16 protein-coding genes and 1 pseudogene are annotated in these 13552 nt (G+C 69.1%); 8 read left to right on the top strand and 9 right to left on the bottom strand.

Annotation, left to right across the window (positions count from 1 at the left end; all coding sequences use genetic code 11):
• Window positions 1-53 precede the first annotated feature (53 nt).
• A complete protein-coding gene (locus tag FHX32_RS22735) occupies window positions 54-1466 on the top strand; it encodes an MFS transporter (RefSeq protein ID WP_486481273.1) in 1413 nt (470 codons plus the stop codon).
• Between the two features lie 679 nt (window positions 1467-2145).
• Window positions 2146-3411, top strand: a complete 1266-nt coding sequence (locus tag FHX32_RS22730) for an LVIVD repeat-containing protein (protein ID WP_167186903.1) — start codon at window positions 2146-2148, stop codon at window positions 3409-3411.
• A 544-nt stretch (window positions 3412-3955) separates the two neighbouring features.
• Here the strand turns inward: FHX32_RS22730 and FHX32_RS22725 are convergent.
• Window positions 3956-4537 carry a TetR/AcrR family transcriptional regulator gene (locus FHX32_RS22725; protein ID WP_167186900.1) on the bottom strand — a complete coding sequence of 194 codons (582 nt, stop codon included), beginning with the start codon at window positions 4535-4537 and terminating at the stop codon, window positions 3956-3958.
• Window positions 4538-4729: 192 nt separating this feature from the next.
• On the opposite strand from FHX32_RS22725, the gene FHX32_RS22720 reads away from it, so the two are divergent.
• Together FHX32_RS22720 and FHX32_RS22715 are read left to right on the top strand one after the other, a co-directional pair.
• Window positions 4730-4912 (top strand): hypothetical protein, encoded by a 183-nt coding sequence (locus tag FHX32_RS22720; protein WP_167186418.1) that lies wholly within the window; start codon window positions 4730-4732, stop codon window positions 4910-4912.
• 26 nt (window positions 4913-4938) lie between these two features.
• Entirely contained in the window at window positions 4939-5442 is a 504-nt protein-coding gene (locus tag FHX32_RS22715) for a DUF2269 domain-containing protein (RefSeq protein WP_486481272.1), read from the top strand.
• Window positions 5443-5907: 465 nt separating this feature from the next.
• Here FHX32_RS22715 and FHX32_RS22710 read toward each other — a convergent pair whose 3' ends face one another.
• The 5 genes from FHX32_RS22710 to FHX32_RS22690 all read right to left on the bottom strand — a co-directional run bounded on the left by FHX32_RS22710 (window position 5908) and on the right by FHX32_RS22690 (window position 9487).
• Window positions 5908-6552, bottom strand: coding sequence for a methyltransferase family protein (locus FHX32_RS22710; protein WP_167186894.1), 645 nt, complete (start codon window positions 6550-6552; stop codon window positions 5908-5910).
• Window positions 6553-6554: 2 nt separating this feature from the next.
• Window positions 6555-7253 carry a cation efflux transmembrane domain-containing protein gene (locus tag FHX32_RS22705; protein WP_167186891.1) on the bottom strand — a complete coding sequence of 233 codons (699 nt, stop codon included), beginning with the start codon at window positions 7251-7253 and terminating at the stop codon, window positions 6555-6557.
• Window positions 7250-7609: a metalloregulator ArsR/SmtB family transcription factor gene (locus FHX32_RS22700; protein WP_167186888.1), complete on the bottom strand. Its 360-nt coding sequence runs from the start codon at window positions 7607-7609 to the stop codon at window positions 7250-7252. The genes FHX32_RS22705 and FHX32_RS22700 overlap by 4 nt, the downstream gene beginning before the upstream one ends.
• 79 nt (window positions 7610-7688) lie before the next feature.
• Entirely contained in the window at window positions 7689-8501 is an 813-nt protein-coding gene (locus FHX32_RS22695) for an ABC transporter permease (RefSeq protein ID WP_486481271.1), read from the bottom strand.
• Window positions 8498-9487, bottom strand: coding sequence for an ATP-binding cassette domain-containing protein (locus tag FHX32_RS22690; protein ID WP_208419157.1), 990 nt, complete (start codon window positions 9485-9487; stop codon window positions 8498-8500). The genes FHX32_RS22695 and FHX32_RS22690 overlap by 4 nt, the downstream gene beginning before the upstream one ends.
• An 84-nt stretch (window positions 9488-9571) precedes the next feature.
• Between FHX32_RS22690 and FHX32_RS22685 the strand changes: the two genes are divergently transcribed.
• Complete coding sequence (locus FHX32_RS22685; protein WP_167186885.1) at window positions 9572-9916, top strand: helix-turn-helix transcriptional regulator; 345 nt, start codon at window positions 9572-9574, stop codon at window positions 9914-9916.
• Window positions 9898-10473 carry a permease prefix domain 1-containing protein gene (locus FHX32_RS22680; protein WP_167186882.1) on the top strand — a complete coding sequence of 192 codons (576 nt, stop codon included), beginning with the start codon at window positions 9898-9900 and terminating at the stop codon, window positions 10471-10473. The genes FHX32_RS22685 and FHX32_RS22680 overlap by 19 nt, the downstream gene beginning before the upstream one ends.
• Before the next feature lie 19 nt (window positions 10474-10492).
• Here FHX32_RS22680 and FHX32_RS22675 read toward each other — a convergent pair whose 3' ends face one another.
• Entirely contained in the window at window positions 10493-10882 is a 390-nt protein-coding gene (locus tag FHX32_RS22675; RefSeq protein ID WP_167186879.1) for a heavy metal-responsive transcriptional regulator, read from the bottom strand.
• Between the two features lie 130 nt (window positions 10883-11012).
• Between FHX32_RS22675 and FHX32_RS22670 the strand changes: the two genes are divergently transcribed.
• Both FHX32_RS22670 and FHX32_RS22665 read left to right on the top strand, forming a co-directional pair.
• Entirely contained in the window at window positions 11013-12107 is a 1095-nt protein-coding gene (locus tag FHX32_RS22670; RefSeq protein WP_167186876.1) for an alkylmercury lyase family protein, read from the top strand.
• Between the two features lie 52 nt (window positions 12108-12159).
• Complete coding sequence (locus FHX32_RS22665) at window positions 12160-12642, top strand: YdeI/OmpD-associated family protein (RefSeq protein WP_167186873.1); 483 nt, start codon at window positions 12160-12162, stop codon at window positions 12640-12642.
• Between the two features lie 37 nt (window positions 12643-12679).
• Here FHX32_RS22665 and FHX32_RS22660 read toward each other — a convergent pair.
• Both FHX32_RS22660 and FHX32_RS22655 read right to left on the bottom strand, forming a co-directional pair.
• Window positions 12680-12979: pseudogene (locus tag FHX32_RS22660) on the bottom strand (YnfA family protein).
• A gap of 129 nt (window positions 12980-13108) precedes the next feature.
• Window positions 13109-13480, bottom strand: a complete 372-nt coding sequence (locus tag FHX32_RS22655; RefSeq protein ID WP_167186870.1) for a metalloregulator ArsR/SmtB family transcription factor — start codon at window positions 13478-13480, stop codon at window positions 13109-13111.
• Window positions 13481-13552: the final 72 nt, after the last annotated feature.

Raw genomic sequence — 13552 nt, 5'->3', positions numbered from 1 at the left:
GTTACTGTACCCGACACAAGTCAAACACTGCTGTTCGAATTGGAGGCGACGCCGTGTCCGCTCAGGCCGTCGACCAACCGGAAACCACTGCCACCGACCCACGCCGCTGGCGCCTGCTGGCACTGCTCGGCGTCGCCCAGTTCATGCTCATCTTGGACGTCACCGTGGTGGCGATCGCGCTACCGCACATTGGCGCGGACCTCGGCCTGCAACGCGACACGCTGACCTGGGTGGTCAGCGCGTACACGTTGATGTTCGGCGGCCTGATGCTGCTTGGAGGGCGAGCCGCGGATCTACTCGGTTCCCGGCGTGTGGTGCTGCTCGGCCTGCTCGTGTTCACCGTCGCGTCGCTGGTCACCGGTCTGGCCGCAGGTGCCGCGATGCTGATCGGCGGCCGCGTCGCGCAGGGCGTCGGTGCGGCGATGCTGTCACCCGCCGCGCTGTCGGTGGTGACGAGAATCTTCCACGGAGAGGAGCGCAACAAGGCGCTCGGCATCTGGTCGGCGCTGGGCGGTGGCGGCTCGGCGATCGGTGTCCTGCTGGGTGGTGTCCTGACCGCCGGTCCTGGCTGGCAGTGGGTGTTCTACATCAACGTGCCCATCGGCCTGGTCGTGCTGGTGGCACTGGCCCGGCTGCTGCCCGCAGAGCTGCCGCAGGGAGCTCGGGCGCGCCTGGATGTGCCGGGCGCCATGCTTGTCACGGCCGCAACCGGCACGGCGATCTACGCGCTGATCAACGCGGGCGACCGGGGCTGGCTGACCGCCGCGACCCTCGGGACTCTGGCCGGTGCCGTCGTCCTCTACGTCCTGTTCGCCGTCGTGCAGCGCACGGTGCGGTCGCCGCTGATGGACCTGCGGATCCTGACCCGACGGTCGGTGGCCGGCGGCACGTTCCTGATCCTTGTGGCGACCGCGCTGATGATCGCGGTGTTCTTCCTCGGCTCGTTCTACCTGCAGCACCACAAGGGCTACGGCGCGCTGCGGACCGGGCTGCTGTTCCTGCCGGTCGCCGTGGCGACGATCATCGGCGCGCAAGTCGCCGGCCATGTCGTTGGCCGCCTCGGCACCCGGCCCGTCGCGATGACGGGCCTTGCGATCGCTGCCGTCGGCACCGCGGTACCCGCCTTCTGGGACGGCCCGGTCTCGGTGGTGACGGGAATCAGCGTCGGCGCAGCGGGAATCGGCGCCGCCTTCGTCGCCGCCTCCACCACCGCGCTGGGACAGGTCGCCCACCACGAGGCGGGCATCGCGTCGGGTCTCCTCAGCACCTTCCACGAGTTCGGCGCCGCCCTCGGAGTCGCCGTCGTCTCCAGCATCGCGGCGGCGAGTATCGCCGGCAGCAGCAGCACCGGCTTCAACCGCGGCTTCACCTTCGCCGCCATCGTGGCCGCGGCTTCCGCTGTCCTGGCACTGCTCATCGTCCCGGCCGTGAAACCACCTGCAGGCGCTCAGGCCCACACGCACTGAACCAGCTGCATCCTGACCGGTTGCAATCGGACTCTTTGCAATCGTCACCTTCTGAACACCCCTGCTCTGGTGTGGACGTCGGGTACCGACGTCCACGCCAGAGCCCGAGGTGGAAGCCTGTCATGCGACGATTCGGCCGAGCATCCGCACTACTTGCGACATTGCGTGCTGTGGCCGTCGACGCCTTGGAGAAGGTAGAGCCCCGTCCTCGTCCGTCGTGGCCACCCACCAGCAGGGCCGGGGCCGGCCGCGGCCTCACAGACGTGTCCGAGCGAGTGCCAGCAAGACGGACAGGCCGTGTGAAGGTCGGCCGATCGACGGCCGGGACTGCTGAAGATGCCGAGACTCCACGTCGCGGCCGGGCGCCACGGAGGCTTACTGGGTGGTGGTGTTCTGCACGTCACCACCAATTCGACCGACGACCGTCGGCCTGTGGTTGTCGCCGGCGGACTGGTCGTCCGACATCTTTGCCTCCCAAGACCTCTGGATCCCGGAGTGGCCAGACCGGTGCCGGTTTGTTTTCGCCACAGGGGCTAGCGACAGCTGCAGGTATTTGACACTGTGACATTCACTATCGTGCTCGCACCGTGTGGCGACACGTCCGACGCGAGGGGGCGCCGTGCGTAGACCTTCCCGAATCCGATCACTCGCCGTCGCGGGCACGGCGATTCTGCTCGCCGTGATCTCATCTCCGGCGCAGGCGCACGAGCCGTGGGACGACGGGTCCGTCCCACCGCCCCCGCCGAGCAGCCCGGCCGACGGCTACAGCCAGAACATGCACCTGCTCTCCACTGCCAGCCACACCGGCGGCGTCAACTCCGACCTGGCCTTTGCCGGCGACCTCGTCTTCGCCGGCCACTACGGCGGCTTCCGGATCATCGACATCTCTGAGCCGGGCGAACCGGTGGAACTGGCCGATGTGCACTGCAACGGCCCCCAGGGCGACGTCTCCGTCTGGGGCGACCTGCTGTTCCTCTCGGTGGACACGCCGCAGAGCACGCCGGGCTGCGAAGGGTCGCGCAACGTCACCGCGACGACGCCCGGCGCGTGGGAGGGCGTACGCGTCTTCGACGTCAGCGACCCAACGGCACCGGAGTTTCTTCAGGCGATCCGTACGGACTGTGGGTCGCACACGCACACGCTGGTACCCAGGGAGGACGGCGGCACCTACATCTATGTCGCGTCGTACCCGCTCAGCGCGAGCAACATCGGCCCCGACTGTCAGGCACCTTTCGAGCGGATCTCGGTGATCGACGTGCCGGGCGACGACCGTACCGCCGGCCTCGCCGCCAAGGTGGCCGCCGAACCGACGGTCAAGGGCGTCGACCTCTTCGCGGGGGCCTCCGGTGACTTCTTCGCCTGCCACGACATCCAGGTGCTCACCCCTCGCAATCTCGCCGCCGCGGCTTGCCTGTCCCAGGGGCAACTGTGGGACATCAGCAACCCGCTGGCTCCCCGGGTCACCGCCGACGTCGACACGCCTGATGTCGACATCTGGCACAGTGCCGCGTTCACCCACGACGGAAAGCACGTGACCTTCGGCGACGAGTACTTCGGCGCGCCGCAGGAGCCCTTCGGAGCGATCTGGACGTACTCCGTCGACAACCCGGCCGCGCCGCTGAGCCACCTGCGGATCCCACGCGACGAGCCGAGCACGTACCACAACTTCAACTACGTGCCGGTGGCCGGGCGCAACATCCTGGTCTCCTCGGCCTACGGCTCGGGCACCTCCGTGGTCGACCTGACCGATCCGGCCAATCCGAAGGAGATCGCCTACTACGACATGCGGTCCAACCAGTGGTCCACCTACTGGTACAACGGCCTGATCATCGCCAACGACATCTCGCGCGGGGTCGACGTGCTGCGACTCAGCACCCCGCGGACAGCCGGTGCCCGCCACCTGCCGATGCTCAACCCGCAGACGCAGACGTTCCTGCTCCGCTGACCGCGCAACGAGAGAGCGGGCGGGTGCCGACGAGGCCCGCCCGCTCTCGGGTCGTATCAGCGAACCGCACATCCGTCCGCCGTTTGCGGTATCGGAGCGCAACGAGGACGTCTGCGCGCCGCGCCAGCCGGTCGGCCCCAATGCCACCTGGCGAAACGTGATTCCGCAGGCTCGCAGCCTCACAGCGACTGCGCTGGCGAACGTGCCGGCCAGGCCTATGCCGCGGCGACCCCTGCCGGCATCATTTACTCGACCCGGACATCGGCGCACCGAACGCAGTCGATGGCAAGCTGTTCCTCGCCACTGCACAAGACGAGCGATCGGCGGTGCCTTGGTCAGCTCAATGAACGCGGCGCCATAGTCGTCCGCGCTCATCCGTGCGCAGCCAACTACCGTCGCCGAGCGGCTCCACGTCGTACGCGTTCCTTGACGGCGTCCCCGGCGGGCCGAGCCCCGTTCCCAAGCTGTTCGAGGCGATGAGTTTTCACTGTGGCTACCTGCCGAGGGGTCTCTCAGTCCTGCTGGTAAATCCCCGATCCTGGGCTTACGAGCGTGGAGGACGCAGCCCGGCCAGCGTGACCGCGACCAGGCGGCTGACCGCGGCTTCGGTCGGCAGGTTGCTGGCCGCGGTGAGGGCGTGAAGGCAGTAGCTGGCAAGCTCGTCCGGCGCGACGTCGTCGCGCAGATCGCCGGTGGCGGCCACCTCGGTCAGCAGGTCTCGGAACAGGTCGATGAGCTGCTGCTGAGCGTGAGCGACATGCTCATCTCGGTGCAGGAGTGCCGCCAGTTCTTCCGTGCCGTGCCGCTGCCGGTAGTGGCAGATGAGGGCGTAGCGCTGGAGAACCGCTTCGAGCCGCTCGCCCGCGCTGCCGGGCTGGTCGCGGAGTTCAGTGAGATGCGCAAGGTGACTGGCGACGTGACGTTCATGATGGGCGGCCAGGATCGATTCGACATCCGGGAAGTACTTGTACAGGGTGGCGCGACCGATGCCGGCCTTCTCGGCGATCTGCGTCATCGTCACCGACATCAACCCATGCTCGCTCACCAGCGCCCAGGTGGTTTCCAAGATCGCGTCGCGCACCGTCTGACGGTGCGCCTCGATCGTCGTGTTCCACAGCTTCGGCACCACCAAAGCATACGGGATGGCTACGATGCGAACACTATGATTTGATGGAGGCGTAGTGTCTCGCAAAAGCTCGCCAGGAGGAATCTCATGACTGACCCGCCCCGTTCCCGCGAAGCTGGTGAGGGCACTGGCGTGGACCCCGAGCGTGCGTCGCCCCGCAGCGAACCGCCCCGGGCGCCACGTTGGGTGAAGGTGTCCGCGGTCATCGTCGGCGTCCTGATCCTGCTGGCCGTGATCCTGGTGCTTACCGGCAGCGGTCATGGTCCTGGCCGCCACGCCAGTGCCAGCGGTGCGTCAACGGCCGCCGTCGATATCCCGGCAACTCCCGTCAACAGTCCCGGCGCGAACCGAGCCTCGGCCGGCAGCTATCGATGACCATGCCTCCCCGCCTACGTAAGGTCGTGCTCACCATCCACGTCGCCACCTCGGTCGGCTGGCTGGGCGCGGTCCTCGCCTACCTCGCTCTCGACATCACCGCAGTGACCAGTCACAACACCCAGACGGTTCGTGGCGTGTACTCCGCGATGGAAGTGATCGTCCTGTACGCCATCGTCCCGCTGGCCCTCGCGTCGGTGCTCATTGGGACCGTCAACGCGCTAGGCACGCCGTGGGGCCTGTTCCGGCACTACTGGGTGTTGGTGAAACTCCTGCTCACCGTCTTTGCCGCGACCATCTTGCTGATAGAGACCCAGACCGTGAGCTACCTGGCACAGGCGGCGGCGTCCAGCGCCGACCCGCGCGGGTTGCCTGGAACACTGCTCCATTCCGTCGGTGGCCTGGTGGTACTGCTCCTCACGTTGATCCTCTCGGTGTTCAAACCGCAGGGCGTGACCCGGCACGGGTGGCGAAAACAAAACGAGCAACGGCGGAACAAACCCACCCGGCCTACCGTGTTCATCGGGTAGATGCATGGCTTCTGGCGGCTCCGGCGGGCCGACAGGAGCGTGCCCCGGCGTCATGGCAGCCGAGCAGGCGGTGGCTCATCCAATGCGGTGTCTTGCAGCTGCGCCCGGCGCAGGTGTCGCCCCTGTGTTTACGCGGCCAGCGCGGACATCCAGGTCGACACCGCGTTCGAGCGCCGGTGGGCGTGACCACGTTGGATACGCGTCCCCGAGGACCCTGCTCGGACGTCGACTGCTCCATGTCTCCTACCCTCCCGCAATTGCGCCCGGGAGGGACCAGAAGGGGCCTGCCCTCGCACCGCCGCCTGCGATGGGCTGAACCCGTCGAGTCACGACCAGCGATCCACCCGCCCGGTGCTCCTACTCAGCGCGTCGGCGCTCGTGCCCAACGTCTTGACGTGCCTCTGATCCGACAGTCGTGCAGTGGGGTCGCCTGCATCAGGACGAAGATCGGTGGCGGGTTCTCGGCTACGAGGATGAGGTGTTGGCCCAAATCTCACTGGCGTTGTGAGGCCTCATGCGACCCATGCCAGGCACGAACCGGCCGACCCGCGCGGCGTAGCGTCCATAGTCCGGGCCGTGCACGCTGATGAGGTAGGGCTCCTCGACGGCGCGGACCTGCAGCTGCAGCGCGACGACCAGGACGAGCCAGGCGACCAGCGCGACGGCGTTGGGCACCATGAGAGCCAGGCCGAAGCTGGTGGCCGCCATCGCGGTGAAGATGGGATTGCGGGCGAGGGCGAACGGGCCGGCGGTGACGAGCTGAGTGCGTTCGGTCGGGTCGACGCCGACGCGCCAGGAGGTTCCCATGGCCAGCTGGGCGCCGAGTGTGGCGGCGATGCCGGCGACGGCGAGGACCAGGCCGACGATATGCAGGGGCCAGTGGTCGAGGCCGGGCAGGAGCGGCAGGCCGGCGAGGGCGGCGGCCGGGCCGGCGAAGCCGAGCACGATCGCGGCCACGAACAGCAGCTTGGCCCACCAGCGCACGGTGCCTGGCGGACCGGCGTCGAGGCGTAGGCCGGTGTCGCCGGTGCGGCGCCACTGCTCCAGGGTGCGCCAGCCGAAGGCGAGCAGCAGGCCCAGCGGGTAGAGCAGCAGAGCGAGGCGTGCCATCGTCATGCCTTCCCGTCGGTGCAGCAGCCGTCGGCGCAGTTCGAGGGCTGGCTGACAGGCGCGCCGGCGGCGGGCAGGGGCGCGCAGTCGTCGCAGTGCTCGCCGCGCCAGGCTTCCACGCCCTCCTTGACCGCGACCGTGGCGATGACGAGCGCGGCGACCGGGTCGGCCCAGGACCAGCTCCACGCGGCGTTGAGGACCAGGCCGACGAGCAGTACCGCGGAGAGGTAGGTGCACAACAGGGTCTGCGTCGAGTCCGCCATGACGGTGGCCGAGCCGAGTTCCCGGCCGGTGCGCCGCTTGGCCCGTACGAGCAGCGGCATCACGATCAGCGACGCGACGGCGAGGCCGATGCCGACCGGACTGGCGTCGGCGTCCCCGCCGGCCAGCAGCGACCGTACGGCGTCGAACGTGACCCAGGCGGCCAGGGCGAAGAACGACACGCCGATCAGCCGCAGCGCGAGCCGCTCCCGATCCTCCGGCACCCGGGAGCGGAACTGCCAGATCAGCACGGCGGCGCTGGACACCTCGACGAACGAGTCCAGGCCGAAGCCGATCAGGGCGGTCGAGGAGGCCGCCGTGCCGGCGGCGATCGCGACCAGGCCCTCCAGCAGGTTGTAGCCGGCGGTGGCGTAGGCCAGCCACAGACTGCGGCGCGACAGCACCGCCCGACGTTCCGGGGTCAGCAGCGACACGCTCACGCCGTCACCTCCGCAGGAGAGCCGGACGCAGTGCCGTAGACCGGGCAAAGAGCGACCGCGTCACCGGTGGCGGCCAAAACCTGTTCCGCCGAGCGGAGCAGGTCCAACAACTCCGGTCTGGCCAGGGCGTAGAACGACTGGCGCCCCTCGACCCGGTAGTCGATCAGACCGCAGTCCCGAAGGCATGCCAGGTGCTTCGACACCGTCGACTGCGCCAGCCCCAACTCGCCGGTCAGATCCACCACCCGGGCCTCACCCGACGCGAGCCGGCGCAGGATCGCCAGCCGGGTCGGGTCGCCGAGGGACCGGAACAGGGCTACGGCAGGAGCCAGCCCGGGAGCACAACCAATCGCCATGAAGCGATGATAGCGCCGGGAAAGGATGCGTCCTAGAGGTGGGGTGGTCATCGGGTCGCCGCAGCTGCCGGCGGGGTGTTCAAGCGGCGGTGGTGCGCCGGTAGCGGATGACAGCTGCCGGGATAGTGACTGCGACCAGCCCACCGATCCACATCAGGGCGTGCCATACGTACGTGGAGGTCGGGCCGCCCAAGCACAGCACTCGCAGCGCATCGACGGTCACGGTGATCGGGTTGACGTGGGCGAAGGCTTGCAGCCATCCAGGAAAGGTGGACACCGGCACGAACGTGGAACTGGTGAAGATCAGCGGGATGGCGGTCAAGAGTCCGCCGATGCCCGCCGATTCGGGGTCGCGTACTAGCAGCCCGAGCAGCGCGAAGATCCATGAGAATGCCACCCCGACCGCCAGGGCGAGCCCGGTCGCGGCCAGCGCCGCGGCTGGACCGGCGTGGAACCGGAAACCGATCGCGTAGCCGACGCCGGTCATGAGCGCGATGACGAACAGGTTGCGCACGGCGTCTGCGGCGACGCGGCCGGCCAGGACGGCGGAGCGGGCCATCGGCAGCGCCCGGAACCGGTCGATCATTCCGGTGGCCAGGTCGTCAGCGAGGGCGACGCCGGTCTGGGAGGCGCCGAACGCGATGGCGAGGACCCAGATTCCGGGCAGGGCGTAATCGATGTAGCGGGAGACGCCCGGCGGATGGATGGCGCCGCCCCAGGCGTAGGTGAACAGCAGGACGAACAAGACCGGCTGCACGGTCGCGAACGCGACCAGCGTCGGTACCCGCACCAGGCGGCGCAGATTACGACCGGCGACCGTGGCAACGTTCGCCACCAGCCAACCGGGCCCACTCGTTCGCACGACGCTGCCCGGCGTGATGCTCATGGTCATCGGACTCTCCCCGCCATAGTGGTGTCCGATGCCGCGGGAGCCGTCGTGGGCTGGCCGGTGAGGGTGAGGAACACGTCATCGAGCGTGGGACGGCGCAACGCGAGATCGGACACCCGCAACCCGCTCGCGGCGAGGCGAGCGGCCACGTCAGGCAGGACGCCCGGCCCATCCGGGACCGGAACGACGACTCGACCGGCCTCGACGTCCACGGTCGGTCGCGCCGAGCCGAGGCCCGCCATCGCTGCGGCGAGCAGGTGCAGGTCGGTGCCGGATGGTGCCTGTAGTTCCAGGCGGTCGCCGCCGACCTGGCTCTTCAGTTCGTCGGCGGTGCCAGTGGCGATCACCCGGCCGCGCTCGAGAACCGTGATCGTGTCGGCGAGGCGGTCGGCCTCCTCGAGATATTGGGTGGTCAACACGATGCTGACGCCCTGCGCGGTCAGCTCACCGAGCAGCCGCCACAGCCCGAGCCTCCCGCGCGGGTCCAGACCGGTAGTCGGCTCATCCAAGAACAGCACCGCAGGCGCGGCAACCAAGCTGGCGGCCACGTCGAGGCGTCGACGCATCCCGCCGGAGTACGTCCGGGCAGTGCGGCCGGCAGCCTCGGTGAGGTCGAACAACTCCAGCAGGTGATCGGCCCGCCGCCGCGCGGCGGCCCGCCGCAGGCCGGACAGCCGACCCATCATGCGCAGGTTCTCCCGCCCGGTCAGGTAGGGATCCACGGCGGCGTACTGGCCGGACAGGCCGATGAGACGTCGCACCGCTTCCGCCTGACGCACCACGTCCAACCCCATCACCGCAGCCCGCCCGGCGTCCGGGGGCAGCAGCGTGGTCAGGATCCGCACCGCAGTGGTCTTGCCCGCCCCGTTCGGGCCGAGCAGCCCAACCACCTTGCCCGTTGGCACTTGTAGGTCCACACCGGCCAGGGCGGGCACCTCACCGAACCGTTTGACCAGCCCCCGTGCATCGACCGCCAGCAGCTCACCCATACCGACCCACCCGCCAATAGCTAGGATTACTACCTATCGGCCGGACAGTAGCATAGCTACCTATGGAGCGGATAGGCTCCGCTCATGAAGGTCGGTGCGCAAGAGCTCAAGGGACACCTCGACGTGTTGCTCCTCGCCGCGCTGGAGGACGGCCCGCGGCACGGGTACGCGGTCAAAGAGGCCCTGCGCGAGGGCAGCGGCGGCCGCTTCGATCTACCCACCGGCACGATCTACCCGGCCCTGCACCGCCTGGAAAACGCCGGACTGATCACCGGGTCCTGGTCCAGCGCGGACGGCCGGCGTCGACGCACCTACCACCTCACCGCCGCCGGCCAGCGGCGCCTGCACGCCGACCGCACCAACTGGCGTGAGTTCGCCAGCGCGATCACCACACTGCTGGAGACCAGGCCGTGGCCAGCCACCAGCTGATCGACGCCCACCTCAGCGTCCTGGCCCGTCGCCTGCCCGCCGACGCGGTCGAGGAACTCGCCGACGGGCTGACCGAAACCTGGCAGCACCACCTCGCCGCCGGGCTGCCGCCGACGGACGCGGCCCGCGCGGCCATCGCCGAATTCGGTAGCGTCGACCAGATCACCGACGCGTTCGTCTCGCAGTCCCCGAGCCGCCGGGCCGCCCGGAAGCTGCTCGCCACCGGCCCCCTCGTCGGCCTGTGCTGGGGCGCCACTCTCGTCGCCGCCCACGCCTGGAATTGGCCGGTCCCCCCACCGGCCGCGGCCCTGCTCGGGATCGCGCTGCTGGCCGTCGTCGCCACCTTGATCACTTCGGCAACCAGCCGGCACAGCTATCGCCGGGCCCGCCTCGGCGACTTCGGCGGGCTCGGGCTCATCGCGCTGGACGTCGTGATGGTGGCAGCCATCCTGCATGTCGCCCCGACCCCGGTGTGGCCGATGCTCGTCGCGGTTTCGGTCAGCCTGGCTCGCGTCGGCTTGACCCTGCGATCCTTGCCGGCGGCGCGCGCACACTGAAGGGCGGCAGGCTGGGCGGCTACAGGTAGCGGCACACCTGCTCAGGCGGGCAAGTGTCCGGGTCGGCGTTGGTGGCGGCGCCGTGAAGCTGGGCGACGGTGGCGCGCAGGTCGCGCAGGTCGGCGAGCTGGGCGTCGATGGCGTCAAGCTGTTGTGCGAGCAACTGGCGGACGTGGCCGCAGGGGGCGTCGCCGGTGTCGCGGACGGTGAGGATGTCGCGGATCTGGGCGAGGGTAAGCCCGGCGCTGCGGCCGCGGCGGATGAAGTCGAGCCGGGCGACCGCGTCGTCGCCGTAGTCCCGGTATCCGGTGCGGGTGCGTGGGGCGGGTGGGAGTAGCCCGCAGGCTTCGTAGAACCGCAGGGTCTTGGTCGTCGTGCCGGTTGCCGCGGCCAGCTCTCCGATCCGCATCCGGCGTCCTCCAGTCGTTGCGCCCTTGACCTTCCCCTGTACTGGAAGGTCCAGTCTGGTACGGCTAGAGCCGGGACGGCCAGAAGATGTGCGATTCGCCATCGGGGCCGCTTGCTGTAAGGGGACTGCGATGACAGCAGCAGATACTGAAGGGGCCGAGGGCAGCCAGGCCGCACGCGATTGGGCCAAAAGCCAAGGACGCGGCGACATCCCCGTGTCCCCCGTCGACCAGGCCGCCGCCGGCGCGGACCGCTTCATCGAGGCACCCGTCGGATCGGCTCTGCCTCGTCGGGTGCAGGTTGAACTCCGTTCCGTTCCCGAATGTCCAAACCTTGCCCCGGCCCGGCAGGCGCTGCACACCGCGCTGGCCGACCTCGGACTGCCGGCGGCGATGGTCACCGAAGTCGTGGGGGACTACCCGTCGCCATCGATCCTGGTCAACGGCGTGGACGTGATGGGCGGCAACGGCGACGGGTCGGCGGCGTGCCGTCTCGACCTGCCCACCGGGGAACGCATCCGCGCTGCCCTGCGCCAGGCAATCGGCGCCGGACCCGCTAGCGCTCGGAGGGAGCCGAGCCTGGCGGCGTGCTGCACGGACCCGGGCAACGCTATCCGGACCGACCGGCCCCGCCGCGCCGAGCAGTTGCCCGACAGGCTGCGGCAGGTGCACCGGGCGATCCTGCGCCATTTCGCCACCACCGGCACCGCCCCCAATGTCGGCGACATCCGCGCCGCCGTGAACGCCGCAGACCTGGACACGGTCAACGCTCTGCGGGACCTCGCTCAGCAGGACCTTGTCGCCGTAGACAACGCCGAGCGCCTGGTCGCGGCCTACCCGTTCTCACCGACACCAACGCCGCACGCGGTGTCACTCGGCGGCGTCGAGGTGTTCGCGATGTGCGCCATCGACGCGCTGGGTATGCCGTTCATGCTCAGCACCGACGCGGTGATCACCTCTACCGATCCGCACACCGGTCAATCGGTGTGTGTGACCATCACCGACGGTGTCGCGACCTACGAGCCGGCGGAGGCGGTAGTCGTGTACGCGGCAACCGGAGCCGCCGGACGCTCCGTGGACACCTGCTGCTCCACCATCAACTTCTTCACCAATCCCGCCGCTGCGCACGAGTGGATCACGGCCCACCCCGGGTTGGCTGCCACCATCCTCGAACAGGATCAGGCCGTCACCCTAGGCCGGGACATCTTCGAACCACTGCTCGCCTGAGACGACGCCCCACGTAGGCCAGTCCGCCGCCCAACCGACAGAGGTGCCGCACATGGACGGCTCTGTAAAGAGACAACAGTTCACCGCCATCGTCGCCGCGGCCACCCGGAATCGCGTCCTGATCCCGGTGCCCTTCGACCCCGACACCGCTTGGGGAACCAAGCCCCGCCACCACATCCGCGGCGCCGTCAACGGCATGGGCGTGCGCGGGATCGTCGAGAAGGAGGCTCACGGCTTCGGGTTCACCCTCGGCCCAGCCTGGCTGCGCGGCTGCGGCCTCACCGTCGGTGACACCGTCACCGTGACCATCGAACCGGAAGGCCCCCAACGCTCCGACCTCGCCGAGGACGTGGCCGCCGCACTCGATGCACATCCGCAGGCCGCGGCATTCTTCGACTCGCTCGCGCAGTTCTACCGCAAGGCCTACCTGCGCTGGATCGACGCCACCAAACGGCGACCGGATCAGCGCCCCCAACGCATCGCCGAGATGATCCAACTCCTCGAAGCCGGGCACAAGGAACGTCCGCACCCATGACCAGTCGGATCCACGCCAGCGAGCATGACGGCCAGCGTCAGCTGCTGCGTGGCGCGTACATGATGACGGCCACTCCCAGAAGGCAGATGACCGCGCCGATCAGTCGTTGCGGTCGGGGCGGAACTTGTCGACGACCATTCCCCAGGCCAGCGAGCCGCGACGAAGACGCCGCCGTAGGCGGCCTGGATACGGCCGAAGTTCGGGTCGGGTTGAACGGTGGCGACGAAGCCGTAGAACCCGAGCACGATGACTCCGGCCCCGATCCACAGCAGCCCTCGGTTTCCCGCCACCCTTGCCGCACCAGCCAGGCACCGCCGATCACCGCCACTTCGGGGATCCGATCGACAGCACCGGATGTTACGCGAGGAGCGTACGCCGGCACGCGCGGAGGCCACGAGGCCAGGGGTGATGCGTACCGGATTATCGTGCCAGCCTGCTGCGGTGGCCCGGCCCTCGACGGTGCCGCTCAGCGGGCCTTCTTCGTCGCTCGCTTACGGGGCGGTGTCAAGAGGTCGGCTATCGCCGTGATCGCGGACGGCACCAGACGGTAGTAGGCCCAGACGCCGCGCTTGTCACGCTCGAGCAGGCCGGCCTCGGTGAGGATCCGCAGGTGATGACTCACGGTCGGCTGGGAGAGGTTGAGCGGCGCGGTGAGGTCGCTGACGGACGCCTCGCCCTCCGGGGCGGCCTGGATCAGACTGAGCAGTCGGAGTCGGGCCGGGTCGGCGATTGCCTTCAGCACTCCCGCGAGCCGCTCGGCATCGGCACGCTTGATCGGCTCGCCAGCCAGCGGCGAGATGGCAGGCATATCAGTTTTCGCAGTTCCCACGTCTTCCATCGTTCCACCAACACCATCAATCGGCCGGTGGAACCAAGACCAGTAAAGACCGCGAGGTCGGGTGCGGGGGAT

The sequence above is a fragment of the Micromonospora sp. CNZ280 genome, from assembly GCF_011759515.1.
Note: the sequence above shows the minus strand (reverse complement) of the source record. Positions and strands in the feature narration are given on the sequence as shown.

Excerpts from the sequence above, each read along its gene's own strand:
- FHX32_RS22710 (WP_167186894.1), bottom strand. The coding sequence starts at position 6,552 with ATGGCACGCCTCGCTCTGCTGCTCTACCCGCTGGGCCTGCTGCTCGCC.
- FHX32_RS22700 (WP_167186888.1), bottom strand. The coding sequence starts at position 7,609 with ATGGCGATTGGTTGTGCTCCCGGGCTGGCTCCTGCCGTAGCCCTGTTC.
- FHX32_RS22695 (WP_486481271.1), bottom strand. The coding sequence starts at position 8,501 with ATGACCATGAGCATCACGCCGGGCAGCGTCGTGCGAACGAGTGGGCCC.
- FHX32_RS22690 (WP_208419157.1), bottom strand. The coding sequence starts at position 9,487 with ATGGGTGAGCTGCTGGCGGTCGATGCACGGGGGCTGGTCAAACGGTTC.
- FHX32_RS22685 (WP_167186885.1), top strand. The coding sequence starts at position 9,572 with ATGAAGGTCGGTGCGCAAGAGCTCAAGGGACACCTCGACGTGTTGCTC.
- FHX32_RS22675 (WP_167186879.1), bottom strand. The coding sequence starts at position 10,882 with ATGCGGATCGGAGAGCTGGCCGCGGCAACCGGCACGACGACCAAGACC.
- FHX32_RS22670 (WP_167186876.1), top strand. The coding sequence starts at position 11,013 with ATGACAGCAGCAGATACTGAAGGGGCCGAGGGCAGCCAGGCCGCACGC.
- FHX32_RS22665 (WP_167186873.1), top strand. The coding sequence starts at position 12,160 with ATGGACGGCTCTGTAAAGAGACAACAGTTCACCGCCATCGTCGCCGCG.
- FHX32_RS22655 (WP_167186870.1), bottom strand. The coding sequence starts at position 13,480 with ATGGAAGACGTGGGAACTGCGAAAACTGATATGCCTGCCATCTCGCCG.